The sequence below is a fragment of the Sphingobacterium sp. SRCM116780 genome, assembly GCF_021442025.1.
Taxonomy (GTDB): Bacteria; Bacteroidota; Bacteroidia; order Sphingobacteriales; family Sphingobacteriaceae; genus Sphingobacterium.
Window position 1 is genome coordinate 2,502,652 of the sequence record NZ_CP090446.1, and the last position, 26,578, is coordinate 2,529,229.

General features: G+C 38.6%; 23 protein-coding genes. 20 read left to right on the forward strand and 3 right to left on the reverse strand.

The window, feature by feature from the left end; genetic code table 11:
* The first annotated feature begins 311 nt into the window (after nt 1–311).
* The 14 genes from LZQ00_RS10715 to LZQ00_RS10775 all read left to right on the forward strand — a co-directional run bounded on the left by LZQ00_RS10715 (nt 312) and on the right by LZQ00_RS10775 (nt 19,565).
* Nucleotides 312–848 carry a sigma-70 family RNA polymerase sigma factor gene (locus LZQ00_RS10715; protein WP_234509278.1) on the forward strand — a complete coding sequence of 179 codons (537 nt, stop codon included), beginning with the start codon at nt 312–314 and terminating at the stop codon, nt 846–848.
* 43 nt (nt 849–891) lie between these two features.
* A complete protein-coding gene (locus tag LZQ00_RS10720; RefSeq protein WP_234509279.1) occupies nt 892–1,932 on the forward strand; it encodes a FecR family protein in 1,041 nt (346 codons plus the stop codon).
* Between the two features lie 16 nt (nt 1,933–1,948).
* Nucleotides 1,949–5,299 (forward strand): SusC/RagA family TonB-linked outer membrane protein, encoded by a 3,351-nt coding sequence (locus LZQ00_RS10725; protein ID WP_234509280.1) that lies wholly within the window; start codon nt 1,949–1,951, stop codon nt 5,297–5,299.
* A 19-nt stretch (nt 5,300–5,318) separates the two neighbouring features.
* Nucleotides 5,319–6,827: a SusD/RagB family nutrient-binding outer membrane lipoprotein gene (locus LZQ00_RS10730; RefSeq protein ID WP_234509281.1), complete on the forward strand. Its 1,509-nt coding sequence runs from the start codon at nt 5,319–5,321 to the stop codon at nt 6,825–6,827.
* 330 nt (nt 6,828–7,157) lie between these two features.
* Entirely contained in the window at nt 7,158–7,757 is a 600-nt protein-coding gene (locus LZQ00_RS10735) for a TetR/AcrR family transcriptional regulator (protein WP_234509282.1), read from the forward strand.
* A gap of 77 nt (nt 7,758–7,834) precedes the next feature.
* Entirely contained in the window at nt 7,835–9,031 is a 1,197-nt protein-coding gene (locus LZQ00_RS10740; protein WP_234509283.1) for an efflux RND transporter periplasmic adaptor subunit, read from the forward strand.
* A 19-nt stretch (nt 9,032–9,050) separates the two neighbouring features.
* Nucleotides 9,051–12,236, forward strand: a complete 3,186-nt coding sequence (locus LZQ00_RS10745; protein WP_234509284.1) for an efflux RND transporter permease subunit — start codon at nt 9,051–9,053, stop codon at nt 12,234–12,236.
* A gap of 6 nt (nt 12,237–12,242) precedes the next feature.
* Nucleotides 12,243–13,685, forward strand: a complete 1,443-nt coding sequence (locus tag LZQ00_RS10750) for an efflux transporter outer membrane subunit (RefSeq protein ID WP_234509285.1) — start codon at nt 12,243–12,245, stop codon at nt 13,683–13,685.
* 491 nt (nt 13,686–14,176) lie between these two features.
* On the forward strand, nt 14,177–14,734 hold the full coding sequence (locus LZQ00_RS10755; protein WP_234509286.1) for a sugar O-acetyltransferase: 558 nt from the start codon (nt 14,177–14,179) through the stop codon (nt 14,732–14,734).
* Between the two features lie 37 nt (nt 14,735–14,771).
* Nucleotides 14,772–15,824 (forward strand): hypothetical protein, encoded by a 1,053-nt coding sequence (locus tag LZQ00_RS10760; RefSeq protein ID WP_234509287.1) that lies wholly within the window; start codon nt 14,772–14,774, stop codon nt 15,822–15,824.
* 63 nt (nt 15,825–15,887) lie between these two features.
* Complete coding sequence (locus LZQ00_RS10765; RefSeq protein ID WP_234509288.1) at nt 15,888–16,940, forward strand: hypothetical protein; 1,053 nt, start codon at nt 15,888–15,890, stop codon at nt 16,938–16,940.
* 63 nt (nt 16,941–17,003) lie between these two features.
* Nucleotides 17,004–18,047, forward strand: a complete 1,044-nt coding sequence (locus LZQ00_RS10770) for a hypothetical protein (RefSeq protein WP_234509289.1) — start codon at nt 17,004–17,006, stop codon at nt 18,045–18,047.
* Nucleotides 18,048–18,132: 85 nt separating this feature from the next.
* Nucleotides 18,133–18,264: a hypothetical protein gene (locus tag LZQ00_RS18460; RefSeq protein WP_262910906.1), complete on the forward strand. Its 132-nt coding sequence runs from the start codon at nt 18,133–18,135 to the stop codon at nt 18,262–18,264.
* Between the two features lie 50 nt (nt 18,265–18,314).
* On the forward strand, nt 18,315–19,565 hold the full coding sequence (locus tag LZQ00_RS10775) for a M20 family metallopeptidase (protein WP_234509290.1): 1,251 nt from the start codon (nt 18,315–18,317) through the stop codon (nt 19,563–19,565).
* Between the two features lie 119 nt (nt 19,566–19,684).
* On the opposite strand, the gene LZQ00_RS10780 is transcribed toward LZQ00_RS10775, so the two are convergent.
* The 3 genes from LZQ00_RS10780 to LZQ00_RS10790 all read right to left on the reverse strand — a co-directional run bounded on the left by LZQ00_RS10780 (nt 19,685) and on the right by LZQ00_RS10790 (nt 21,199).
* On the reverse strand, nt 19,685–19,855 hold the full coding sequence (locus tag LZQ00_RS10780; RefSeq protein ID WP_234509291.1) for a hypothetical protein: 171 nt from the start codon (nt 19,853–19,855) through the stop codon (nt 19,685–19,687).
* Nucleotides 19,842–20,315, reverse strand: coding sequence for a hypothetical protein (locus LZQ00_RS10785; protein WP_234509292.1), 474 nt, complete (start codon nt 20,313–20,315; stop codon nt 19,842–19,844). Before LZQ00_RS10785 ends, LZQ00_RS10780 begins: the two co-directional genes overlap by 14 nt.
* Before the next feature lie 125 nt (nt 20,316–20,440).
* The gene (locus tag LZQ00_RS10790) at nt 20,441–21,199 is read right to left on the reverse strand and encodes a hypothetical protein (RefSeq protein ID WP_234509293.1); all 759 of its coding nucleotides are present in this window, start codon (nt 21,197–21,199) and stop codon (nt 20,441–20,443) included.
* A gap of 463 nt (nt 21,200–21,662) precedes the next feature.
* Here LZQ00_RS10790 and LZQ00_RS10795 point away from each other — a divergent pair, with 463 nt between their 5' ends.
* From LZQ00_RS10795 to LZQ00_RS10820, 6 genes are all read left to right on the forward strand, one after another.
* Nucleotides 21,663–21,860, forward strand: coding sequence for a hypothetical protein (locus LZQ00_RS10795; protein ID WP_234509294.1), 198 nt, complete (start codon nt 21,663–21,665; stop codon nt 21,858–21,860).
* Between the two features lie 1,317 nt (nt 21,861–23,177).
* Nucleotides 23,178–23,417 (forward strand): helix-turn-helix domain-containing protein, encoded by a 240-nt coding sequence (locus LZQ00_RS10800; RefSeq protein ID WP_234509295.1) that lies wholly within the window; start codon nt 23,178–23,180, stop codon nt 23,415–23,417.
* 6 nt (nt 23,418–23,423) lie between these two features.
* The gene (locus tag LZQ00_RS10805; RefSeq protein WP_234509296.1) at nt 23,424–23,924 is read left to right on the forward strand and encodes a thermonuclease family protein; all 501 of its coding nucleotides are present in this window, start codon (nt 23,424–23,426) and stop codon (nt 23,922–23,924) included.
* Between the two features lie 112 nt (nt 23,925–24,036).
* Nucleotides 24,037–24,261 carry a hypothetical protein gene (locus LZQ00_RS10810; RefSeq protein ID WP_234509297.1) on the forward strand — a complete coding sequence of 75 codons (225 nt, stop codon included), beginning with the start codon at nt 24,037–24,039 and terminating at the stop codon, nt 24,259–24,261.
* Nucleotides 24,262–24,419: 158 nt separating this feature from the next.
* Complete coding sequence (locus LZQ00_RS10815; RefSeq protein WP_234509298.1) at nt 24,420–24,887, forward strand: hypothetical protein; 468 nt, start codon at nt 24,420–24,422, stop codon at nt 24,885–24,887.
* A gap of 322 nt (nt 24,888–25,209) precedes the next feature.
* Nucleotides 25,210–26,154, forward strand: a complete 945-nt coding sequence (locus tag LZQ00_RS10820) for a 5'-nucleotidase (RefSeq protein ID WP_234509299.1) — start codon at nt 25,210–25,212, stop codon at nt 26,152–26,154.
* Nucleotides 26,155–26,578 lie beyond the last annotated feature (424 nt).

Consider the following 26,578-nt stretch of genomic DNA (forward strand, 5'->3'; position numbering starts at 1 on the left):
CGAAGTGAAAAACTTCAGGGGCTTATTTTTTTGTCTCCATATTCAATAACGCCTTCATCTCCCTATTCTTTTATTTTTAATAATAAGATCATCTTCCGTTCATAATTTCTTCACATCCCACCAGTATCTTGTGTACGAGAAAAAAACTTATTTATTACGTTAAAATTTTGACACTAAGTATTAAAAACAGACATACAGATTTATTCCTTATGTATGAATAAAATGAAAATAGATCCTGTAAAATCTGAATGATCATAAACTTACAAAACCAAATAATTATTTCTATATTCGTTGAGCTTCGTAGCCAAATTATGATAAACCACCGTTCCATCACGAAAGCCGATTTTGAACAGCTATTCCACACCTGGAATAGAAAGGTCTATCAGTATGCCCTATCCAAAACATCCTCTCCGTATATTGCTGAAGAGACCGTACAACGTGTATTTATCAAACTATGGGATAATTTAAGCAACAAACAAGTGGCAATCAAATTGGAGGCACAGCTTTTTTGTATCACACGCACGGTACTTTTAGATGTTATTAAAGAAGAACGTCGTCGTCAACTGGCTGCACCCGCTCAAGAACAACACCTTTCATCCTCTCCGACACCATTAGACCTATATCGCTTAAAGGAAATGCAACTGCAATTGGATCAAATTATCGAAAAGATGCCTGAAGCACGTAAAAAAGTCTTTCAACTCAGTCGATTTGAACAACTGAGTTATAAGGAGATTGCACAACGTCTCTCTATTACACCCAAAACTGTTGAAAACCATATTCACCTTGCTTTAAAAGTTATCAAAAAGGCTTTTTTCATTTTCTTGATCAATATGTTCACTTTTATTTAAATTCATTTGGGGGTAAACGCTTTTTGCGTCGTATTCCTATATAATGAAGATTACGAAAGCCCATATAGATCGATACTTAAAAGGTGAGTGCACACCTGTAGAAGCGGCTGCCATTGAGCAGTATCTCGACGAGCATCCACAAGCATTGGACGAACTGTTCCCTGAAAAAGAATGGCAATCTACTCCCGATGATGTCCCTTATATCCATCAGGAACATGTTTATCAAAACATTCAGAAACACATTGAGCCAAGAAAGAACTATCGCCTGTATATGCGTAAAGTGGTGTCTATTGCTGCCCTTTTCCTATTCGTCTTCGGTATATATTGGTTTATAGCAGATAAGTCAACGCCCCCCCAGCTTCCCTCACGCACTGTTACAAAAAGTACAAGTCATCCACAAGAAACAGAAGTCGCAAATCTATATTATATCAATTCTGGTAATGAGAATATGATGTTGACGGCTAGCGATGGTACAGTGATCACCCTATATCCGCAATCTGAAATCAAATATGCTGAAGACTTCAGCAAGCAGCACGAAAGAATCTTGCAACTCAAAGGGAAAGCAAAATTTGAGGTTGCCAAAGATAAAACAAAACCCTTTCGTGTATATGCTCAAGGCGTCGTGACCACCGCTTTGGGTACCGTATTTATCGTCGATGAAATAAAAAAATCAGAGATACGGATTCAGCTATTAGAAGGGTCAATAGAAGTGACATCCAACAATCCGAAAGCTGGCAAACCGCTGATAAGAAAAATCAAACCTGATGAAGAGATCACCTTCGACCATACGGCTGGCAAAATAGTCAATGAGAAAAAAATAAATGCCGCAGGACTCGATCGTGCAGGTTATTTCTTACAACAACCCCAAGTTTTACAATTTAAAAATCTGGCCTTACAAGATGTTATTGCCATCCTACAGCAAAACTATAATATCGATATCCAGTACGAAGCTGCAAATCTAAAGGATAAGTTCTTTAGTGGATCCTTCACCAATACGGCAGAAGCATACCAACAGATTATTCAAGAGATAAATTATCTCCATGCAACGCACATAACCTATTCCAAAACAACAACAAAATTATAAAATAAATCAATTCATTATGAGCAATTATTTACCAAACAAAAAGCAGCTATTCACCATGCTGCTCCTGCGATTAAACAGTCCAGGAATCAATTGGAAATTACGATTGGGCGTATTGGGACTTGTGGGCATGAGCTACCAAGTCAGTATGGCGCAGACCAATGCAACAGTCAGTGGTGTGGTTCGCGATAGCAATGGTGGCGCTCTAGCCTCCGCGACTGTGACAATCGAAAATTCAGCCAATAACTTTCGTCAAGTCACCACAACGCAAGCTGACGGTACTTTCCTGTTTAATCGTATTCCTGAAGGACAGGGCTACACCATTAAGGTCAACTCTTTAGGTTTCAAAGCCAAAACATTAAGTAACTACACCATCAATGCGAAAGATAAAGTCGCCATTTCCGTATCGTTAGATTCAGATTCAGAACAACTACAAGAAGTTGTTGTGACTGCCTTGGGTATAAAACGTGATAAGAAAGCATTGGGTTATACCGTAGCCGAATTGAAAGGAAGTGAACTCACACAAGGAAAAGAAGCCAATGTGGCTAATGCATTATCCGGAAAAGTAGCTGGTGTCCAAGTAAGCCGTGCCGCATCAGGAGCTGGAGGATCGGCCAAGGTACTTATCCGTGGTAATAACTCCTTGATCGGTAATAGTCAACCCCTTTACGTTGTTGACGGTGTACCGATCGATAACCAAAATATCTCCGCTCCAAACCAATCTGGAGGAACGGATTATGGTGATGGTATTGGAAACATCAATCCCGACGATATCGAAAGCATGTCTGTACTGAAGGGACCCAATGCCGCTGCTTTATATGGACAGCGAGGAAGCAACGGGGTCATCCTCATTACAACCAAATCGGGTAAAGCTGGTAAAACCTCTTTTAATTTCAATACCGACTATTCTGTAGGAAACGGCCTGATATTGCCCGATTTTCAAAATGAATATGGTCAAGGATTGAATGGTACCTTTACCCACTTTAGAAAAGATGATGGTACCATCGTACCTATGAGCGAAGCTTTGGCTAATAATTATTCAGGAACACCCAAAATGTCTGGAGGGCGTGACCGCACAACAAGAGCCAGCTGGGGACCTCGTATGGAAGGACAAACTTACGAAGACATGTATGGCAATGTATTGCAGCTCAATCCAGCTGCCGATACCTATCAGTCTTTCTTTCAGACTGAAAAGCAAAGTGTCAATAACCTCAGTGTAGATGGAGGTAACGAAAAGTTAAACTATCGTTTTTCTTATGCCAACACCCATGTTGACGGCTATATACCAACCAATACCTTAAACCGGAACAATTTCGGATTACGTACCCAAGGTAAGATTACCGACAAATTACATATCGATGTCAAGGCAAACTACATCATGCAAGAGGCAAACAATAGACCCAGTCTCTCTGATGCACCCGACAACCCTGCCTACTTATTTATTAGTCAACCTCGGAGTTTGAGCAATGCCATTGCTTCGCAATACAAATGGAGTGCTAATGACGTCAGCAAACAACTGGGTTTTTCAGGTGTATATGAAGGTTTAGAAAAAACATATGCGACCAACAGTTCGACGGCCAATCCGTTTTGGACGATTTACGAAAACCATAATGAAGACCGTAGAGACCGTTTGATTGGTTTATTACGTCTGAGTTACGATTTTGCTCCATGGCTTAAAGTATCTGCTACTGGAGGAACCGACTTTTATACCGATCAACGTTTTCGTTACCGACCAATCAATACTTACCAGAGTTTGAACAAAAAAGGTGATATCCGCGAGGAAGTTATCCGTTCCAGAGAAGACAACTACGATATTTTAGCCAGTTCCAACTTTGCTGTTTCCGAAGATATCAAAATGAGTCTTAACTTTGGTGGAAGTCATCAAAACAGATACCTACGTCTTACAGGAAACACAGGAAATCAATTTATCGTACCCGACTTGTTTGTGATCAACAATACCACAACCAATTCGTATCTCTTCGATCTTGTTGAGTCACAGATCAATTCCGCCTACCTATCAGGACAGTTTAGCTTTCGCGATTATTGGTTTGTAGATTTCTCAGCCCGAAACGATTGGTCTTCTACCCTTTCCAAAGAAAACAATTCCTTTTTCTATCCTTCTGTCAGCAGCAGTTTAGTCCTTACAGATGCATTCAAATGGAAGAGCCCAACCCTTTCTTACGCCAAGATCCGAGCATCATGGGCACAGGCAGGTAACTCCGGGAATCCTTATCAGCTCACTGGCGCTTATAGTCTAAATCAGTTTACCCATGGTGGTATTCCGATGGCTTCATATACCGAGATCATCCCTGACCCTAATTTAAAAAATGAGTTGACCACTTCCATTGAAGCAGGTGCTGATTTTAGATTATTCAAAAATCGACTATCTTTATCTTTCACCTATTATCAGGCGAAGACCAAAAATCAGATCTTAGATGTGCCAATTTCTCCATCCAGCTTATATGTTAAAAACAGAATAAACGCAGGGGAGATATCGAACAAAGGATTTGAATTTGTCATTGGTGGATCTCCGATCAAAACGGACAACTTTGAGTGGGCGAGTCAATTCAATTTCAACCGCAACCGCAATAAAGTAGAATCGCTTTATCCAGGCGTGGAGACTTTCCTATTGGCGACAGATCGGGGTATCAATGTCGTTGCTGAAGTTGGGAAACCATTTGGACAACTCAAAGGAACACAGTTTGCCTGGATCAAGGACGAGCAGGGCAACCGCTTGATCGATCCCAAAACGGGATTACCATTACGCACCAGTGGTCGTGTAGAAACCGATTTAGGCAATGCACAACCAGATTGGATCGGCGGATTTAGCAACACCCTGACGTATAAAGGTGTTAGTCTTTATGCCTTAGTCGATATCCGTCAAGGAGGTGTTATCTTTTCACAATCCAATCGAGAGCAGATTATCTATGGTACAACCAACAAAACATTGGAAGGTCGTGATGGCACCTATGTCGCAGCAGGCATGATAGGCAAGCAAGATGCCAATGGTGAATGGAGCAGTACAGGGGTTCAAAACAGCACACAAGTTACCGCTCAGGCTTATTGGAATATGGTAGCCAGTGACAAAGAAGTCATGGTATCGGAAGAAATGATCAACGATATGAGCTATGTAGCCATGCGGGAGATCAGTCTTTCATACAACCTACCAAAAAAATTCATGCCGCACCAAGTTATCAGAAATATAAAAGTAGGCCTTTATGGACGTAACCTGTTTTATTTCCAACGCAAGACAGATGGATTTTCACCAGAAGCTTCGGCCTTCAACGTCAACAACTCGTCTATCGGTATTGAGTCGACTTCTTTACCAATGATGCGCACTTTTGGAATCAACCTCAGCGTTGGCTTATAATCCAGTAAAATATAATCAGATGAAAACGAAAACATTAAAAAATATAGCATATCTAGGTGTAGGCACTTTTCTATTATTGGGTAACACCTCGTGTACAAAAGATTTTGAAAAGATAAACACACCGCCAACCTCGGTTACGAGTGTTGATCCGGCTTTACTGCTATCCCGCGTCCTCCGAGATGGTACATTTCAGGAATCGGGTGAAGTACCTAATAACAAATTTGGCTCTTGGGTACAACATTGGGCTGGCGGTCCAGTTGTACCGGTATCCCGCTACTTCGAAGGTCCTGAAAATCTAATTTGGTCTCAGCACTTTCAATTGCTCCGCAATATTGTGCAGATCAAACAAGAACTTAAAGGATTGGAAAACGATCCGGCAGGAAGGAGTAAACTCGCTATCGCCGAGATTTACGAGGTTTATCTGTACCAACGTTTGACAGATCTTTTTGGTGACATTCCATTTTCAGAAATTACCCAATCCAGTACCACGATCAATAGAACACCAAAATTTGACAAACAAGAGGACATTTATCCAGCATTGGTGCAACATCTGGATGCTGCTTTAGCCAAACTGACCGCAGGAGATTCCTCCTATGGTACTGCCGATTTCTTTTATGGGGGCAGTATTGATAAATGGAAAAAATTTGGTAATTCCCTTAAATTGCGATTAGGCATGCGGATGCGTTATGCCAATCCAAGTTTGGCGCAACAAACGGTAACGACTGCTCTTTCCTCCGAATATGGACTATTGGCCAGTAATGCGGACAATGCAGCTGTAGCCACCTTTAATAATGCACAAGCAGAAAACCAAAACCCGATCCTGCGCATGTTTACGACAGGAAGTGCCGATCTGCGGTATTTGGCAAATACACTTGTCAATACATTAAAAACGTATGATGATCCCCGTCTCCCCCTTTTGGCACAACCTGTTACCATCAATGGAAATACGGTATACCAAGGGATAGGTGTTGCATTGACTGATAATGAGTTATCACAGTTGATCCGCGCTAATTATTCCACACCAAATAAATCCACTTGGTTTAGCCTAACAGCAGTAGCCATTCCAAGTTATGCTATGACCTACTCCGATGTCTGCTTTTACAAAGCAGAAGCAGCTTTATTAGGCTGGGGAGCGACAAATAGTGAGGCACATACCCAATTTGTTAATGGCGTGAAAGCAGCCTTTGCTTTACCTCCTTACAATTTGACTAGCCTACCCAGCACCTATGAGCAACAGGTCTTGAGCTTTACAGGTCTGACAGATGCTCAAAAGATGGAGAAAATAGGTACCCAAAAGTGGATACAGTTGTTCGGTAGAAATATGGAAGCCTTTGCCGAGTGGAGAAGAACAGGCTACCCAGTGCTAACGCCAGGGCCAAATCCAGGTTCTACCAATGGGAAGATTCCAAGAAGGGGAATTTATTCCAGCGAAGAAGCTGAACTGAATGAAGCAAATTATAAAGAAGCCGTAGCGCGCTTGAGCAATGGCGATTCTTTCCTTTCCAAAGTATGGTGGGACAAACGTTAATCTTGCGTTAACAAATCACACTTCATATAAAAGCGCTCCTAAAAAGGAGCGCTTTTATTCATTTCACGACCCGCATTCTTATCTCGAATTGATGAAAGTAAAAACAGATTCAGGTCAACGGCATTATGGAATCAAGCTAATCTTTTTAAAAAATACACTGAGCGTAAAAACCTTAATCCATTCGTTTCCAATCACTTTTAGTATTCAACTAACAGTAGCTTTAGTCGGTTTTTAATGAGTTTTTTTATTTAATGACTTTGAAATGTCATTAAATAAAAAGAAAAATTAGACTTTTGCTTAACGATGTTAAATCATTTATGCAACTAAAGCATGGGTAGTAAAGAACGCATACAACGTCAGAAAGACGAAAACAAAAACAATATCCTTGACGCCGCTCTTCAAATTGTAAAAGAAGAGGGTTGGCAGGCATTGAGTATGCGTAAGATCGCCGATATCATCGAATATACGGCACCCATGATTTATGAGTATTTTGCCAATAAGGATGCCATCTTGACTGAACTAGCCAATCAAGGGTATCGCCTGCTCGCCGAACAGGTCAAACTGGCTAAATCGACACAGACGGATCCAGAAAAACAATTGGAAGCCATGTGGTTTAGCTATTGGGATTTTGCCTTTGAAGAACGCGAACTTTATCAATTGATGTTTGGAGTCGGTACGGCATGTTGTGGATTTGAAAAGACCTATAAATGTGCAGAATCCCATGGTAAGCTCATCAGTGATGTTATCCGCGAGATCATGAAAGAAAAAAATCCTGAAGAAGAATTGATCTGTAGAAAGTACTTTACTTACTGGTCGATTATACACGGATTGATATCGATCAATTTAGTCAATAAAGGCAATGGTGATATTACGAATCAACAAGTATTGAAAGATGCCATTTATGGCATCACACGCTCCTTGACTGATTAGTTTTTTTTGCCTTAAAAAATACAATGTTAAAGAATCTAACACCGTTAAATAAACTATACCACAATTTTTAATATTTCATGAAAACACAACGATTACTCCATCTTCAGAAAACTCAGGCCTTATCATTTAACAGTGTTAAGCAAATTAATATTGTAAAGGCAATTTATTTTATCTCAGCGATATGCTTATATAGCTGTTCCACAGGTACTGGCAAACCTGCACCTCCCCCCCCTGCAAGCTTACCAGTTATCAGCATCGAAAGTGGAGATGAAACCATCTATCAGGAATATCCGGCCAGTATCGAAGCTTCCGCTAATATCGAAATCCGTCCTCAGGTCGCAGGGATTCTGGAACGTATCTATATCGATGAAGGTGCCAAAGTAACAAAAGGACAAGCGCTCTTTAAAATTAATGACCGTCCTTACCAAGAGCAACTCAATCAGGCGAAAGCAAACGTGTTGTCCGCAAAAGCAGCGTTAGAAAGTGCCGCATTGGAAGTAGAAAAGAAAACCCGTTTGGTCAATAGCAAGGTCTTGACAGATTTTCAATTAAAAACGGCCATCAGTGCTCGAAATGCTGCGCAAGCAAACGTACAATTGACCATCTCTGCAGTCGAAGCAGCTAAGATCAATGTCGGCTATACCCTAATTCGGGCGACATCCGATGGTTATATTGGTCGATTACAAAAAAAGCAAGGAAGTTTGGTTAGTCCAGCTGATGTCGAGCCGTTAACCGCACTTTCAGATGTCAAAGATCTTCACGTTTACTTTTCTCTTGGGGAGAATGATTTCATTGCTTTCAAAAATAATACAGCAGGGAGCAATCTGCAACAGAAATTAAACAACCTCCCTCCGATCAGCTTAGTCTTATCCGATCAAAGTACCTATGATCAAACGGGAAAAATAGATATGGTTGATGGACAGTTTGATAAAAACACTGGTGCGATCACCTTACGTGCGACTTTCCGTAATCCAGAAGGCATCTTACGAAATGGAAATACAGGACGTGTCCGCCTACAAAAGAAGTATAACAAAACACTCTTGGTACCACAAATGGCAACATTGGAGATGCAAGATAAAATTTTCGTGTATACTGTTAATAAAGAAAATAAAGTCGTACAACAACCGATCACGATTATCGGTAAAAGCGGCAGCAACTATCTGGTGGGTACAGGTGTAAAAGAAGGAGATCGTATCGTATATAAAGGAATCGATCTGCTACAGGATGGTCAACAGATCACGCCACAAGCTGTAGCAAAAGATAGCATCAACTAAAACATAATTCGACAAACACATGCTTAAGAAATTTATAGAAAGACCTGTACTGGCTACCGTAATCTCGATATTACTTGTCATACTGGGGATTATCGGGATTTTAAAATTACCCTTACAACAGTTTCCCGACATTGCTCCCCCTGCGGTACAAGTAACCGCTTTATACCCAGGTGCGAATGCCGAGACGGTCCTTCGTGCAGTAGCACCTTCGTTAGAAGAATCGATCAATGGGGTTGAAAACATGAGTTACATGAGTTCCACAGCCAGTAACGATGGATCACTCATGATTACCGTTTATTTCAAACTAGGTACTGATCCCGATCAAGCTGCGGTCAATGTGCAAAACCGTGTTTCGCAGGCAACCAGTCAACTTCCTTCCGAAGTGGTGCAAGCAGGGATAACAACAGCAAAACAACAGAACAGCTTAATCATGGTACTGGATCTGTATACCGAAGATGAAGGTAAATATGATCAAACTTTCGTAACCAATTATGCACAGATCAATATTATCCCAGAACTTAAACGTATTCCCGGAGTTGGGCAAGCGATGGTATTTGGGGGAAGTAAAGATTATTCGATGCGGGTATGGCTCAATCCCAATCAAATGGCAACTTACAAATTGACACCAGAAGAAGTCATGGCGGCCATTCAGGACAAAAACGTCGAAGCAGCCCCTGGTAAATTTGGTGAAAACAGCAAAGAAGCGTTTGAATTTGTCATCAAATACAAAGGAAAGCTGAACCAACCAAGTGATTATGAAAACATCATCATCCGTTCAAATACCGATGGTTCCATATTGAGACTCAAAGATGTCGCTCGTGTGGAATTGGGTTCTTATACCTATGCCAGCCATACACGCATCAATGGAAAAGCAGGACTTAATATTGGTGTGATGCAATTGTCTGGATCCAATGCCAATGAAATCCAGATCGCGATACAGAAATTTATGGAGAAAGCTTCACTGAGTTTTCCAAAAGGTGTGAAATACCTGGTACTCTACAACACCAAAGATGCCTTGGATCAATCCATTGATCAGGTAAAACATACCCTGATCGAAGCTTTTATCCTAGTCTTTTTGGTTGTTTTCCTATTCTTGCAAGATTTTAGATCGACGTTGATACCTGCTATCGCAGTACCCGTAGCGATTGTCGGAACCTTTTTCTTTATGCAACTCTTTGGCTTCTCCATCAACTTATTGACGCTATTTGCGTTGGTATTGGCCATTGGTATTGTCGTCGATGATGCGATTGTCGTCGTCGAGGCTGTACATGCCAAGATGGAGCATGAGCACCTGTCTCCTAAACTGGCAACCACTTCGGCGATGAGCGAGATCACCGGAGCCATCATTTCCATTACCTTAGTCATGTCCGCTGTATTTCTTCCCATTGGTTTTATGGAAGGTTCTACAGGAGTGTTCTATCGACAATTTGCCTTTACCTTGGCGATTGCCATTGTAATTTCGGCCATCAATGCCCTGACGTTAAGTCCAGCACTTTGTGCGCTCTTTTTAAAGCCTGCACATCACGGTCATGACGATAGCAAAAAACTCAATTTTAAAGAACGTTTCTTTACCGGATTCAATGCTGGTTTTGATCGGTTAACCAAAAATTACCTGGGTAGCCTACGCTTTTTAATCCGCTACAAATGGGTTGCATTCAGTGGCTTGGCTATTATCTTGATCCTGACGGTCGTGATGATTCGTAAGACACCGACTGGCTTTATTCCATCGGAAGATCAAGGTTTTATTGCCATATCTCTTTCTATGCCAGCAGGGGCTTCCCTAGATCGTACTTCAAGTGCGTTGAAAGAGGCTGAGCAACAGCTGCAACAAGCTGATTTTACAAAAACCCTGAATGTATTGGCTGGTTTTAACATTTTGACACAATCTACCAGTCCATCTGCAGGGGTAGCCTTTATTCTGCTCAAATCGCATGAAGAACGCGGTGCTATTAAAGACATCAACGCCATCATGGCGGATGTCAATCAACGCTTATCCAAAATTAAAGGTGCTAACTTTTTCGTCTTCACTTTTCCAACGGTACCCGGATTTAGTAATGTAGACGGGCTCGATATGGTTTTACAAGATAGAACCGGTGGGCAACTCGGTAAATTCAGTACCGTAGGCCAACACTTTATTGGCGAACTGATGAAGCGTCCCGAGATTATGATGGCCTTTACGACGTTTAAAGCGGATTATCCGCAGTATGAACTGCAAGTGGATGACATCAAAGCAGAACAACTTGGCGTGAGTACCAAAAGTATCTTGCAGACCATGCAGGCATACTTCGGAAGTGCACAAGCATCCGATTTCAACCGATTTGGAAAGTATTATCGAGTTATGGTTCAAGCCGATGTAAAAGACCGTACTGAACCTTCTTCCATGGATGGTATCTTTGTTAAGAATCGCTTAGGGGATATGGTGCCGATCAATACCTTGGTCAAAATGGTACGTGTCTATGGTCCAGAAACTGCTTCCCGATACAACCTGTTCAATTCCATCGGTATCAATGCGATTCCAAAACCAGGTTACAGTTCAGGAGATGCGATTCGTGCTGTGGAAGAAGTTGCCGCACAACAATTGCCAACAGGATATACCTATGAGTTTTCGGGTATGACCAAAGAGGAAATTGTATCGGGTGGACAATCTACCCTGATCTTTATCCTGTGTTTGATCTTTGTTTACTTCCTACTTGCTGCGCAATATGAGAGTTACATCATCCCATTAGCGGTTATCCTATCCATTCCAACAGGAATATTTGGTGTATTTGCGGCCATTAGTGTAACCGATATCGCCAACAATATCTATGTACAAGTAGCCTTAGTCATGCTGATTGGATTATTAGCCAAAAATGCCATCCTGATTGTCGAATTTGCGATTCAAGGACGTAAACGTGGACTTTCCATTCCTAGTGCTGCCCTCAAAGCTGCACGACTACGGTTGAGACCCATTATCATGACCTCACTTGCCTTTATTGTGGGGATGATTCCGATGATGACTGCTGTAGGACCTTCGGCACAAGGAAATCATTCGATCAGTATTGCCGCTGCAGGCGGGATGCTGACCGGTGTTGTGCTTGGGCTCTTTATCATACCAATACTTTTTATCTTCTTCCAGTTTATACAAGAGAAAATAAGTCCATTATCTAAAGTAGAACAAGAATCGGATCGTCAGGCAGCTATTCGCATTCCAATCCACACCAACTAGTGAACAATGACAAAATCGACATACATGAATATAAAAATAACTATACTGCTCGTTTTCATCTTACCCCTTGTTGTCTGGTCCTGTAAAACAGAAAAACTGGTCAGTAACCAGCATCTTGCCCCTGCCCTTCCTGAGCAGTATCGTGATCAGGAACAAGCGGTACAAGAAAACAATATCGGTTCGATTCCATGGCGTGATTTCTTTCAAGATCGCACCCTACAAAATTTGATCGACAGTGCTATCCAACACAATGTGGATATGCAACTGGCGATCAAAAACATCGAATCGTCACAACTGATGCTGAGACAAGCAAAAGCTGGCTATTTGCCCACCTTGCAACTGCAAGTCAAAGCCAATAGCACCAACCCATCCAACAACAGTATGAATGGGTTGAGCCTAGGTCAGTTTTTAGGTCAGAATCATGTGGAAGATTATACCGCATCCTTGGGTCTTTCCTGGGAAGCCGACTTATGGGGCAAGATCAAAAGTCAAAATAAGGTGGCCTTAGCTTCCTATTTACAAACAGAAGAAGCTAAAAAAGCGGTGCAAACTCAGTTGATTTCACAAGTAGCCCAAGGGTACTATCAACTGCTTATGCTCTATCAGTTGCATGAGATTGCACAGCAAAACCTGCGTTTAAGCGATAGCACCTTACGCATTGTACAACAGCAATATGAAGTAGGTGACATCAGCCTATTGGCCGTAGAACAGATCGATGCACAACGATTAACAGCCGCTACCCTGATCCCCGATTTTGAACAGCAAATTCATCTACAAGAAAATGCCATTCAAATTCTTAGCGGTCAACTGCCCAAGGAAATCAAAACAACAGAGAAGCTAGCGAATATTCGTCTTCCTGAAGATTTGGCAACAGGAATACCTGCCGACTTATTAAGTCGTAGACCCGATGTCAAGCAAGCAGAACTCGCTGTCACAGCCTCACAAGCCTATCAACAAGCTGCTAAAGCGAAGATGTACCCTTCTTTGGTGATCAGTGCTGAAGCAGGTGTTAATGCTTTTAAGGCTAGCAATTGGTTTAATATTCCAGGATCCCTATTTGGAGCCATTGCCGGAAGTATCACACAGCCTATTCTCCAACGTCGCGAACTCAAAACACAATATGAAGTGGCACGCGTAGAGCAAGAGAAAAATGTGATCCGCTTTAAACAGACGGTTATCACAGCTGTTGGGGAAGTGTCGGATGCGTTGGTTTCGATACAAAAATTAAAAGAAAAACAACAGCTTACGGCACAACGGGTCAACCGTTTAAAAACAGCCATCCAACATGCTGATCTGCTTTTCGAAACCGGTATGGCCACTTATTTAGAGGTCATCACAGCGCAAAGCAATATGCTACAAAGTGAATTGGAACTCGCACAAGTCAAGAAAGCGGAACTCGCCGCCGTTGTGGATCTGTACCGATCTTTAGGAGGTGGCTGGACGCAATAAGGGAGACTAAAAGATCCTGATTGGAAATGACGAACGTAAGATCGTCAATCCAGATGTACCATTTTAAATTGCATCATCATAAGAAAACCTCAGGAGCTGGATAAACCAGCTCCTGAGGTTTTCTTATGAGCGGATTCCGCTGACCTGATCATGAGGAAACAATTGATATCAACAGGATTCTTCATATGCAAGTAAAACTTCTGTTAAAAAAGAATGCCAACCCTATCCATTTAAACTTGTCTTCGCATAAACATCTTGTATTGAAATAAGAAGAAAATCCCAATAGATAAAAGCCATCCCATACGGATGGCTTTATCGAAAGTTAAGTCAGGTGTAAAATTAAACAAAGCAGGTAGCTAAATATTAACTTTATTTTAATTTGCTATTGAAATAAGTTAATATTATATTTAACTTAATATTCGGTTATACATAACACGGTATCTCACTTGATATTTTAAACCTATTATACAATTTTACTTAATTATAGAACCATGACCGAAAAGGAAAAATGCGCACAAGGTTTGTTGTACGACGCCAATTATGATGAGGATTTAAAACAGGAACGTTTAAACTGCAAAGATCTGTGCTCGGAATATAATCAAATGAAAAGTTCAGCACTTGAGGAACGCACTATACTCATCAGAAAAATCATAAAAAAAACTAAAAATAGCTTTTATATCGAGCCATCGTTTTGGTGTGACTATGGTTATAATATCGAGCTTGGCGAAAACTTTTATTCCAATCATAACCTCGTTATTTTAGATTGCGCAAAAGTAGCTTTTGGTGACAATGTTTTTATTGGCCCCAATTGCAGCTTTTATACGGCCGGTCACCCTATCGATGTAGAACAAAGAAACAAAGGCCTAGAATATGCACGGCCGATAAGGGTAGGCGATAATGTTTGGTTTGGTGGAAATGTCGTGGTTTTGCCTGGTGTGACTATCGGAGATAACTGTGTCATCGGGGCAGGAAGCGTGGTTACCAAAGATATTCCGAGCAATACGATTGCTGTAGGAAACCCATGTAAAGTGTTAAAAGAAATTAGTTAACAACCACCTATTGCCTCTAGTAAAATAATTTATAAAAATGAAGAAAATAATTTTATTCGCCTGTATCCTATTCCATTTTACTGTATCTGCGCAAACGGTGATGACTTGCGAAGAGAAGGTAAATAAGCTATTGATAGAAAAAATAAAACCCTATGCCTCCAACGATCTGATTCCTTATTATTCTGAACAGGCTGGTAAATGGGGATTTTTTCATCGGAAAACAAAGAAAATTGTCACCAAGCCCATCTTTAATGAAGCTTATTTTTTTCGACCAACTCTTAGCTTTTCTTATAGTTTTGAACAAGCGGGCGGAGACGGATGCAATGGAGAAGTACTTGGCAGTCAAGAGCACTATACCATAAAAGAAATAGCATCAAGTGAATACCGAATTGTTGAGGCAATGGGATCAACAGATTCCAAAGTATCTTACAAAAATTTTGTAAAATCGGATATCTCTGGATTTGAAATAGATATGCTAGGCAACCTCGCCTCTTTTAATCCTCGTTTTTATGACGAAATCAATGATAGACCCAATATATTACACACTTTTAACATTAAGAATGAATACTATGCAATAACAACTTATAAAGAAAATGATACCACATACTACGCTGTCATCAATCAAAAAGGTATTGCTCTTCCAAATTTTGAAAAACTACAGCACTACCCTATTCTGAAACAAAGTTACAGCAACGAAAAAGATGCTTGGTTTTGGATTGAAACAGGTAAAGACGAATATATTTTCAGATCACTTTTGCATGGTACACGGCTAAAAGAAACTTTTACTGATTCACCAAATTGGACAAACCATGCACAAAATATAGGTTATGCCATATTGACTATAGGGAAGCAAAATGGTCTGATGGACTTAACCACAATGGAATGGAAAATCAAACCTTCCATTAAAAATGATTTTTCGTTTTTGGAATACGCATCTCTAGAACCTTTACATCACAAAGAGCATAGTTACGATGCTTCGATACCAACTGAAATGATTCAAGAAAATCGAGAAAAAGCCTATATCTATATTCAAAATTCAAAAAACCAATACCTAGATCTAGATTTAAAATTATATAAACCTATTCACTAATTTATATTTCTGATACAAAATGAAACTAAACAATCATTGAAATTAAGTTTTAATAGATATTAAATGAAGAAAATAATTTTATTTGCCTGTATCGTATTCCATGTTAGTGTGCGTGCTCAAACGACGATGACATGCGAAGAGAAGGTCGAGAAGCTTTTGATAGAAAAAATAAAACCATATGCGTCTAACGACTTGATTCCTTATTATTCTGAAAAGGCTGGTAAATGGGGATTTTTTCATCGGAAAACAAAGAAAATAATCACCAAACCGATCTTTCATGATGCTTATTTTTTTCAACCAAATCTTACGTTTTATTATAGTTTTGAACAAAAAGGTGAAGACGGATGTACAGGAGAAGTATCAGGTAGCCAAAAACACTATACGGTAAAAGAGATAGCATCAAGTAGGTATCAAGTCTATGAGGCAATGGGTACAGAACCAGCCCATATCTCGTACAAAAGCTTTGTAAAATCGGATCTCCCGGGATTTGAAGTAGACGAAAAAGACAAGCTCACTTATTTTAATCCTCGCTTTTATGACGAGATCAACGATAAACCCAAGATAGTAAACATTTTTAAAGTTAAAGATGAATACTACGCAGTAATAACCTATAAAGAAGAGGATACCAGTTACTATGCTGTCATCAATCAAAAAGGTGTTTCTTTTCCAAATTTTGAAAAACTACGACATTATCCTGCTAAAAAGCAAAGTTATAGCAACGAAAACGATGTTTGGTTTTTGATTGACACGGATAAAGGGGCGTATATTTTCAGATCATTATTGAAGGGTACACAACTAAAAGAAACCTTTAACGATTCGCCAAATTGGAGAAATCATGAACAAAATATAGGTTATGCCATATTGACAATAGGGAAGCAAAAGGGTCTAATGGACTTAACTACGATGCAATGGAGAATCAAGCCCTCCATTAAAAATGATTTCTTGTATTTGGAATACGCATCATTAGAACCTTTAAATCAGAACGAAAATGGATACAATTCTGTAATAGCGATTGAAATGATTCAGGAAAACAGAAAAAAAGCCTATATCTATATTCAAAATTCAAAAAACCAGTACCTGGATCTAGATTTAAAATTATATAAACCTATTCAATAGTTTATATTTCTGATGCAAAATGAAACTAAACAATCATTGAAATTAAATTTAAATAGATATTAAATGAAGAAAATAATTTTATTCGCCTATATCCTATTTCATTTTAGTGTGCGTGCTCAAACGACGATGACTTGTGAAGAGAAAGTAGATAAATTTTTGATAGAAAAAATAAAGCCGTATGCATCCAACGATCTGATTCCTTACTATTCTAAACAGGTCAACAAATGGGGATTTTTCCATCGGAAAACAAAGAAAATAATCACCAAACCGATATTGAACGAACCTTATTTCTTTCATCCAAATCTTAATTTTCATTATAGTCTTGAACAAATGAGTGAAGATCGCTGTACAGGTGAAATATCCGGTAGCCTAGATAACTATAAGCTCAAGGAAACAGCATCAAGTGAATCTCAACTCTTTGTAACGATGAAAGAAGAAGGAGAAATCAAACCATCTTTCAAAAGTTTTGTAAAATCGGACTTAACGGGTTTTGAAGTAGACGAAGAAGGTCAACTTACTTATTTCAGTCCTCATTTTTATGACGAGGTAGAGGATAGACCTACTATATTTCGGATTTTTAAAGTTAAGAATGCATATTGTGCAATAGTCATGTATGACAATCATTATGCTGTCATTAATCAACGAGGTGTTCCTTTTCCAAATTTTGAAAAACTAAGCGACATTCCAACCAAAAAACAAAGTTACAGCAATGAAGACGATGCTTGGTTTTGGATGAATACCGGTAAAGAAGAATACAGTTTCAGGTCGCTATTGAGTGGCATACAATTAAAAGAATCTTTTAGCGAATCGCCCAATTGGACAAACAATACGCAAGATATAGGCTATGCCATATTGACAATAGGAAAGCAAAAGGGTTTGATGGACTTAACTACGATGCAGTGGAAAATCGCATCAGCTGCTGAAAATGATTTTTCGTCTTTAGCTTATGCATCGTTAGAACCTTTAAATTACGGCGAATATGCATATGATTCTCAAATAGCGATTGAAATGATTCAAGAAAATCGAAAAAAAGCCTATATCTATATTCGAAATTCAAAAAACCAATACTTGGATCTGAATTTGAAATTATATAAACCTATTCAGTAGGTTCATTATTTTACTATACTCTAAGCACCTCAGTCATCAGGTGCTTGGAGCATACTGTCATTAAAAATTAGAGCACCTTTTTACGTTGGCTACATCTCTCCAACACGCCACTCCTATTCCTTCCCATATCTATAACTACCGATTAAAAGTTGCCATTGACCGAGAACAAGCTACTGTTTACCGAAATCGATATGAGGATGTCTGGGTAAATGCGTAGTTTTAAATAAATCTTAACGCGATAAACAGCTGCGCTAATTAATTAACAATATGAAAACATTACTTCTTTTGATTTGCTGTAGCTTTTCTCTGCTCTGTTCAGCTCAAAAACAAAACATGGAACTGAAACAATCCATTAAAAACAATACCGAAGATATTTTCAAATCACTGGTTGCCTTAAGGAGAGATTTTCATCAACATCCAGAACTTGCTGGAGGAGAAAAAGTCACAAAAGATAAGATCATCAACTACCTATTGTCCTTAGGTTTAGAAGTAAAAGCAAACGGTTATGGCAATAGTGTGATTGGCATATTAAGAGGTAAAAAACCAGGTCCAGCTATAGGATGGCGATCTGATATGGATGCTTTACCCATGGATGAAAGTACGGATTCCGAATTCAAATCCAACAACAAGGGCGTGTCTCATGGATGTGGGCATGATGTCCATATGACTATTGCGCTAGGCATTGCCCAAGTACTTAAAAAGTATAAAAACGATTTTAGTGGAACATTATATTTCATCTTTCAGCCCGAGGAAGAGAGCTTTATCGGAGCCAAAAGAATGGTGGAAGGAAAACACATCGATAGTCTACAACTGAATGAAATTTATGGTCTACATGTCACCGCTTTACCTGTTGGTGATATTATGGTAAGACCAAATGAAATATTTGCTTACCAAAGAAGATTGCAGGTACAATTCAATTCCGTTGTGGAGAAAGAAAAGTTAATCCAATTAAAGGAAGCTATTTCTACACAGATTTCTCGGGTCAATACCACAACTAGTCCTGCTGATATCAGTAAAATGGTGGATCCGAATCTGGGTTTAGGAAATCCGAATACCATATTTGCAGACTACCTGTTTGTCAGCAATTTTTCCATGTCGCACGATAACGAAAATGGCAAATTGAGTTTTGATGTCTATGAAACAGATAAAAATAAAATTTCAAATCTAGTATCAACAGTCGAAAAAATTATTGAAAATAAGGGTCTAAAAGAACGTTGGCAATCCATTTCCTTTATCATGGATAACCCAACCGTTCAAAATGATAGCAGTTTAACTTCGAATGCCTTTCAACAGATGGATCGGTTAAAACTTAGCTATGGACAAGCCCCTTATTTCAATGATGATTTTGCTTATTTCCAAAAAGAAATACCAGGTGTCTATTTTCTTTTAGGTGGCTCTAACATCGAAAAGGGAATAATTGCGATGAATCATGCACCTAACTTTCAGGTAGATGAGGCATGTATCCAAGTTGCCGTTCAAGAATTCTCCTCTTTTTTGCTTCACCGGATGAAATTGTAATTGCCATCTTATCAACGATAAATAGCCTTACAAAATAGAATCTATTGTTTTAATAAATACGAATGAAGCACCTCGATTGCGGTCGAGGTGCTTCAAACATACAGCCATGCCTATGCGGATTACTTTTTACGTTGCCCCAATTTACCCAACAACCGACTGGTTACAAAACTGACCGCTGTCCCTACCACCGCCATCAGCATGGTTTGCAGCACATCACCAAATGAAATCGAAATCCAAATGGAGCAGAGTGTCCCTCCCAATACACCAAAACGCATATCATTGATTTTCATTAGCCCCCTCCTTCTTCTTTTCACTTTTTTTGATCTTTTCCTTGACTAATCCGACATCCTGATCCAAGACATCTTGTGGTATTGTAACGGTTCTTTCTGTGCCATCATCCTGTTGGGGTTCAGTACGATGTAATCGCTCGAATGGCTGTCCCTCATCGTCCTGCAAGCTTTCCAGGGGGTCATCTTCATTTTTCGTGTCATTCATGACTACGTTTGGAACTTTTTGATATTCTTCCTCGTCAAGTAACACTTTCGATGCGGATTCTTCCAGTTGATCTTCCTTTTCTGCAGGAGGATTTTTTTCCGTTTCCTCTTCCTGTCCCTTATCAAGCACGGTCTCGATAACTCCCAATCCCAGAGCAATATACTTGACAATTTCCAATACCTTAACTGGCAGTTTTATAGGTGCCATCAATACCACTTGAAGCACACGACTTATTTTTACAATGATCTCTCTCATTTTTTTACAATTTTCTATATAATAATTTATTATTGCAATACTCCAACACTTTCTAAAAGCAGATGCACCTTCGAACCGAAGGTTTCTAAAACTTCGTATGTCTAAGTACTTAATACTAACTACTACTAAGGTACAAGCACCTGTTTCACGCTCATGGCGTTATATTGGCCATTCGCTAATGGATAATACGCCCCATTGACCATTTGATAGTAACCTGTTCCAACCAGGATCAACACCGTTTTAGCTGGATCAGCATCCAACGTTGCTTGCACCGCCAGATCCATCGGATCGATCTCACCAAGCTCGATATAGGCAGACCGTTGAATCACAGGACGATTATCCAGATCCGTTCCTGAGAATTCCTGTAGCACCAAGCTGTACTGCACATGTGTCGCTCCTTTTAATTTAGCGATGTTCAGGTGAGGAACCAATCGCGAGCATTCCAATATTCCCAGACCCGAGGTCCGATCATAGTCCAACGTTAGCGGTTTCAGCGTGATGGTTCCCAAACTCGATCTACTGTTACACTCCAAGTCTTGCAGCAGCACCATATTCTCGGGCAACATAATCCGGCTACCCCGGACATTTACGGTATCCATTTGCACCACTTTCAATAGACGGCCCGCCAATCGGGTGCTGAACTTGTTGTCCGAATTTTGAAATAGCGCATCTCGAAGCAATTCGCGGAGTTTCTTGCCCAGTTGCTGCGCCCTTCCAAATTCCGCCCCATTCTCTCGGGTACGGGCAAATGCTGGATCATTTGCAATGCGATCACCTGAAACACCCGTTTTCATGCGTGCCTGGTAACCAATACCTTTTGTTTTGTAGAAGGAAAGGTCCCCGACCGTTCCATTCAATTTGATTAAACCTTCTGATCTTGCCATGACGTTAATTTTGTTTGACAATACGAAGATGGCTATCCATAAAAAATGATCGGGATCAAATGGGCTGATATGGGGAATAATGGGGAAATATGATACTGGAGAACCTATTATTTTTTGTATTTTCAACACTACATCACCGTTATCAGCATTCCCTGGAGAGGAATTGAAACCATTTTAACCAAAATAAATCAGGTGTATAACAAATTATTCAAGCACAGCTTATATGGGAATCCTTTGTTCATTAAGTAGGGATCAAGTAGGGACTAAGCAGGGATAAAGCGTACATAAAGCGTACATAGTGCGTTAAAAGCATAGCTGGAACACACTTACAACGCTCTTACCACCTCCAAATACTGTGCGTTCTTGAATAACGCCTTTGATATGTCTATACCCTGGAGTATCCCTGCTTAGCGACTGGATCAATAGCGGATGTTTGCTATCGGCAAGCAAACATGAATATCATATGAAAAATATTAATCGAATTTGTATATATCCCAAAGGAGCAACCATTTTATTGGGGAAGAGTGAAAAACAGACTTATCGTATTTTTCGGATCATACGGGATTGTTATGGGCTAACATCAAACCAGTATATCAGCATCAAAATTTTTGCTGCGTACACAGGTTTAGACGAGCAAGAGATACGGAATAAGATCTTATAAGATCAATACGTAGCAGAAACAGCTGGAGAGGACTGTTCTGCTAAAATAGCTTGATTGCGCTGCACATGTTCGATGATCCATTTTTGATATTTCCTTGTTGGCATTTTTTTATCGGCCCATTCGCCCCGCTGTCCTTGCGGGGCGTCTGAGCTGATACACTAAACATATAAACCGCATTTAACGCGATTATCATCAGGCATACCGCCATAGGCTGTAACCAATATCTTTTGATGGTGGTCACTCGGGATATCAAGTTTCCTTGGGGCATGTCCACCGACTGCCTTATTTTAGTAGGAGTAGAATTTTTCAATATGTTCGTTTTTTGGTCTGTTTTACGATGAAGACCTACTAATAACCCTCGGGTAGAGGCAGTTTTTTTCGTTGGGAATAGTGCATAGCTTTCCCCTTTGCATAATTTCTGCATTTTTTTAAGATTAAATAGAAAGGTGATCGGGAGCTATAACCTTGGCACTAAGCTCCCTGTTCAACCTTTCAACAGTTAAAAAATAAGTTGGAAAAAATGCAATTTTACTGCTTCGTCACTGGTTATAATTGGTCTTCGTGATTGCATTATTTTGTGTAAAATGAAAAACCGACTTGCCTTATTGCATCGCAATAAGCTTAATTCTACAACTGTTTTTTGATCGTATGCTTTTATTTGCTAGTTTTATGTGTCAAGATATCACAGCAGTCGGGCGTAACAAAAAACGGGGGAATTGTAAGGATTAAATACAAGCCGGTAAAACCTTATCAAAGTTTAGTCATATACAGTATACAGGTAGAATAAAATACTGCTCTATAACCGTTCTTTTTTAATTGGTTTTTAATGTCGTATCGTCATCAGCTTGGTGCACGACACTTGTTCTTTAATATGTTTGAATTGGAAAACGTGAGATGCAAATCCTGGATTTCATCTTGGGGTTCTTTGATAATCGTTTTTTTTGTTCTCATAATTTTAGTTGGTTATGAAAACGATGAAACTCTAAAGCAAGAAAGAAAGCTTAATTGGCAGGTAAAACCAATAGGGCGAACTTCAAAGCTTTGAGTGAGGTACCGTCAAGAACCTGCTTAACAAAAATGTTAATTTTCACAAAGTCTAACATGAGGTTCGCCCTATTGGCTTAGTATCGTAAAGATAGTAAAATCCAATAGATATGACGAACTCACGATCAACTCATGTGAAATTTTGACGGTTTCCACTCACGAGTGACATCGTTTAAAGTAAGGGGATATCCCCTACTTTATTAGTCGCTTAAATAACTGAAACAAATATAATAATAAGATTTAAATTTGGCAATAAAACCAAAAAATATTTATATGGTAGACATAAATTTTGAAAAGGATTATAAACTCATTGGCGAAAACATACGGAAAATAAGGAAATCTTTAAATCTTACACAAGAACAATTAGCTAAAAGAAGTGGTGAAAAATTTGATCACGCGAAAATAAGTGATATAGAAAGGGCTAAAGAAGATTTTCAATTTATAACGCTATTGAAGATATGTAAAGGTCTTGAAATTACATTGGCAGATTTAATTACTTATAAAGGGAAATAAAGGAAAATGAATATTATTAAGATAAGTATCAAATATTTTCTTTCCTTTCTTATACTTTTTCTACCAATCATTTGCTTTTGCGGAATTATTAAAGGTAAAGTTGTTCGAGTTTCAGATGGTGATACGATAACCATTCTTGATTCAACCAATACGCAAATCAGAGTTCGCTTTTATGGAATTGATTGTCCTGAAAAAGGACAAGATTTTGCAAATGTAGCGAGGCAGTTTACGTCAGACTTATGTTTTTCTAAAATGGTAACTGTTGATGTTAAAGATATCGATCGGTATGGAAGAAGAGTTGGCATCGTCTGGACGAGTGACTCTGTTGATGTCAATTTAGCATTACTAAAATCAGGTCTTGCTTGGCATTATAAGATGTTTGATAAATCGGATGAGTTTGCTCAGGCGGAACATTTGGCACAACTTAATAAATCTGGTTTGTGGAGACAACGTAACGCCGTAAGACCTTGGGAGTATAGGAGGAGTAAGAAGTTAAGACTTATATAGATAAGGGTAACGCTGGATGAAAATGAAAGCTATTTGCTAATTTCTAAAGAGATAAAAACCATAAAAGAATTTGAAAATCGAAAAATAGACATTAAAAAATATAATCCTAATTATGAAAAAGCTAACCTTAATTATTTTTCTGCTCTCCATGACCTCTATTGTTTTTGGACAGGAATTGACAACCAATACAACAAAAACAATCACCCAATCTGGCATTGGTTTAGGTTCGGTAATCGCTGTTGTTACTTCATGGGAGAGAAATAAATCAATACTATGGGCTATTTTCCACGGTATCTGCAGCTGGCTGTATGTGATCTATTTTGCTTTTACTAGGTAAGGATTTAGAGGTGTTTGCTCAGGCTGAACACTTAGCTAAATTCTTTTAATATGGGTTGGGAATAGTATCTAATACTCTAAGACCTTCAGGGTATAGGAGGATAAGAAATTGAGATTTACTAGACAAGTGTAATTCTGGACAAAAGTTAAAGCTATAGGATGATTTTTAAGGAGATTAAAGGCAATGAGTTGTATTTATATATCAATGGCGACCTCGTTTATAAACGTTGGTTAGATACTGGACAATCTAAAGTATTTGATGTGATGGCTTATGATAAATACACGCATTCGAGTATTTGTGATCTACAATATGAACATCAAAATAGATTAATTATATTCAAAGCTATTCTGCGACTAAAATCAACAGAAACTGGTGGTCGTAAAAATGGTATTATAAGCGGTTATCGTCCAAATCATGTTTTTGAATATACAATAGATGGAAAAATAGATCAAACATATATTGGTGATATTGTCTTTGAAAATGACAATGAGATTCAACCTGGTGAAGAGCGTTCTGTTACTGTACGATTCTTAATGTATCAACCTATTGAGAAATACTTGACAAAAGGTCGAATATGGTGGATTCATGAAGGTCCGCATCAAATCGGTGAAGCTGAAATTATTTAATGATAATGGTTTGCAAAATATCTTGATTAGTAGTACAGACTTTCCTCCTATTAAAAATTCTCGTTAATTAAATCACTGTTATTATTTATATAAAAAACAATAGATATCTTAGGATATATATTGCCTAAAAAATTCAAGTTTTATTAAATATTGAGTTTTACGGAAAACCGTAAGCTATAATATAAAATGATAAATAAATTTGCTGAAAGAAATGCTATCACTAAATCTTACAGAAGATATCTAGGGTGTGACTAAAGTATTTTACGATTATATATAGCCAAAATAATTAATCTGTTATTATTAAAATTTATTCTAAAATATTATGCCATTAGATTTATCAGATGTATTAGTGATTGGGGTTTCTAGTCGTGCCCTTTTTAATTTAGAAGTTGAAAATGAAATATTCAATCAACAAGGAATATCAGGATATAGAAAATATCAGCAAGATCACGAAAATGAAGCTTTAGAGCCTGGAACGGCCTTTCATTTAGTACAAAGTTTACTGCATCTTAATTCTAATGCAAAAAAAAGAATAGTTGAAGTAGTAGTAATGTCACGAAACAGCCCTGAAACAGGTGTGCGTATTATGAATTCTTTAAGAGATCATCATTTAGATATAACTCGAATTGCCTTGAGTGGAGGGGAACCATTAGCTGCCTATATTGATGCTTTTGATATCGATCTTTTTCTAAGCAAAGACGAAAAAGATGTACAAACTGTTATAGACTCAAAAACTTGTGCAGCTGCATACATATATGAACCCCCAACGGAATTTAAACCTTTAGATAATCGAGTGAAAATTGCATTTGATGCAGATGCTGTCATATTTTCTGACGAATCTGAAAACAGATATAAAAAAGAAGGAATAGAAGCTTTTCACAAACACGAACAAGAAAATGAAGATGTTCCTCTACAAGAAGGACCGTTTGCCAAATTATTGATTAAACTATCAAAAATTCAAGAACAGATTCCTGGTACTATTGAATTATCTCCATTAAGAATTGCTATTGTAACGGCAAGAAATGCACCCTCGCATATGAGAGTTATTAAAACGTTACGTAAATGGGGAGTATATGTTGATGAAGCCTACTTCCTAGGAGGGCTTTCTAAAGATAAAGTTTTAAAAGCTTTTGGAGCACATATTTTCTTTGATGATCAAGATGTACATCTGAAAGACTCGTCGAAGTTTGTTCCATCCGGACGAGTACCTTATGCATTTGATTCCCCATTGAATAATTTGGATACAACTACTTTAAAAGTAGAATAAAAGTAAAAAATGCTACTGTAAACGTTATTGAAATTTATAAAAACTATACATTCATGGAAAAGGCAAGCTCATCTTCACGATTAGCACCTATTATTCTATATCAACTATTTGATAAAAAAAAGAAATAGCTTCTTTTAAAAATCATAAAACTCTATTCATTCATTTCACTTAATGCATGGTTATCAAATAACCATCAAATAAAAACAAGGAATCTATTAAAGCTTTAGGCCCAAAAAGGAAAATACTGAGAAGTTTTTAGATCGATAAACGAAAAATGAAATGTGCTAGAGACTTACGGTTTCCCGTATTTTAAATACATAAATGAATTCTAATTTTGCATGGTTATCAAGAAAATTATAAATTACATTAGTCATTATCAACCTATCATGCAAAATCGCAGATTCTTAAAAGTAATCAATACTTG

Coding starts and splice junctions, on each gene's coding strand:
- LZQ00_RS10715 (WP_234509278.1), top strand. CDS start 312: ATGATAAACCACCGTTCCATCACGAAAGCCGATTTTGAACAGCTATTC.
- LZQ00_RS10720 (WP_234509279.1), top strand. CDS start 892: ATGAAGATTACGAAAGCCCATATAGATCGATACTTAAAAGGTGAGTGC.
- LZQ00_RS10725 (WP_234509280.1), top strand. CDS start 1,949: ATGAGCAATTATTTACCAAACAAAAAGCAGCTATTCACCATGCTGCTC.
- LZQ00_RS10730 (WP_234509281.1), top strand. CDS start 5,319: ATGAAAACGAAAACATTAAAAAATATAGCATATCTAGGTGTAGGCACT.
- LZQ00_RS10735 (WP_234509282.1), top strand. CDS start 7,158: ATGGGTAGTAAAGAACGCATACAACGTCAGAAAGACGAAAACAAAAAC.
- LZQ00_RS10740 (WP_234509283.1), top strand. CDS start 7,835: ATGAAAACACAACGATTACTCCATCTTCAGAAAACTCAGGCCTTATCA.
- LZQ00_RS10745 (WP_234509284.1), top strand. CDS start 9,051: ATGCTTAAGAAATTTATAGAAAGACCTGTACTGGCTACCGTAATCTCG.
- LZQ00_RS10750 (WP_234509285.1), top strand. CDS start 12,243: ATGACAAAATCGACATACATGAATATAAAAATAACTATACTGCTCGTT.
- LZQ00_RS10755 (WP_234509286.1), top strand. CDS start 14,177: ATGACCGAAAAGGAAAAATGCGCACAAGGTTTGTTGTACGACGCCAAT.
- LZQ00_RS10760 (WP_234509287.1), top strand. CDS start 14,772: ATGAAGAAAATAATTTTATTCGCCTGTATCCTATTCCATTTTACTGTA.
- LZQ00_RS10765 (WP_234509288.1), top strand. CDS start 15,888: ATGAAGAAAATAATTTTATTTGCCTGTATCGTATTCCATGTTAGTGTG.
- LZQ00_RS10770 (WP_234509289.1), top strand. CDS start 17,004: ATGAAGAAAATAATTTTATTCGCCTATATCCTATTTCATTTTAGTGTG.
- LZQ00_RS10775 (WP_234509290.1), top strand. CDS start 18,315: ATGAAAACATTACTTCTTTTGATTTGCTGTAGCTTTTCTCTGCTCTGT.
- LZQ00_RS10780 (WP_234509291.1), bottom strand. CDS start 19,855: ATGAAAATCAATGATATGCGTTTTGGTGTATTGGGAGGGACACTCTGC.
- LZQ00_RS10785 (WP_234509292.1), bottom strand. CDS start 20,315: ATGAGAGAGATCATTGTAAAAATAAGTCGTGTGCTTCAAGTGGTATTG.
- LZQ00_RS10790 (WP_234509293.1), bottom strand. CDS start 21,199: ATGGCAAGATCAGAAGGTTTAATCAAATTGAATGGAACGGTCGGGGAC.
- LZQ00_RS10795 (WP_234509294.1), top strand. CDS start 21,663: ATGAAAAATATTAATCGAATTTGTATATATCCCAAAGGAGCAACCATT.
- LZQ00_RS10800 (WP_234509295.1), top strand. CDS start 23,178: ATGGTAGACATAAATTTTGAAAAGGATTATAAACTCATTGGCGAAAAC.
- LZQ00_RS10805 (WP_234509296.1), top strand. CDS start 23,424: ATGAATATTATTAAGATAAGTATCAAATATTTTCTTTCCTTTCTTATA.
- LZQ00_RS10810 (WP_234509297.1), top strand. CDS start 24,037: ATGAAAAAGCTAACCTTAATTATTTTTCTGCTCTCCATGACCTCTATT.
- LZQ00_RS10815 (WP_234509298.1), top strand. CDS start 24,420: ATGATTTTTAAGGAGATTAAAGGCAATGAGTTGTATTTATATATCAAT.
- LZQ00_RS10820 (WP_234509299.1), top strand. CDS start 25,210: ATGCCATTAGATTTATCAGATGTATTAGTGATTGGGGTTTCTAGTCGT.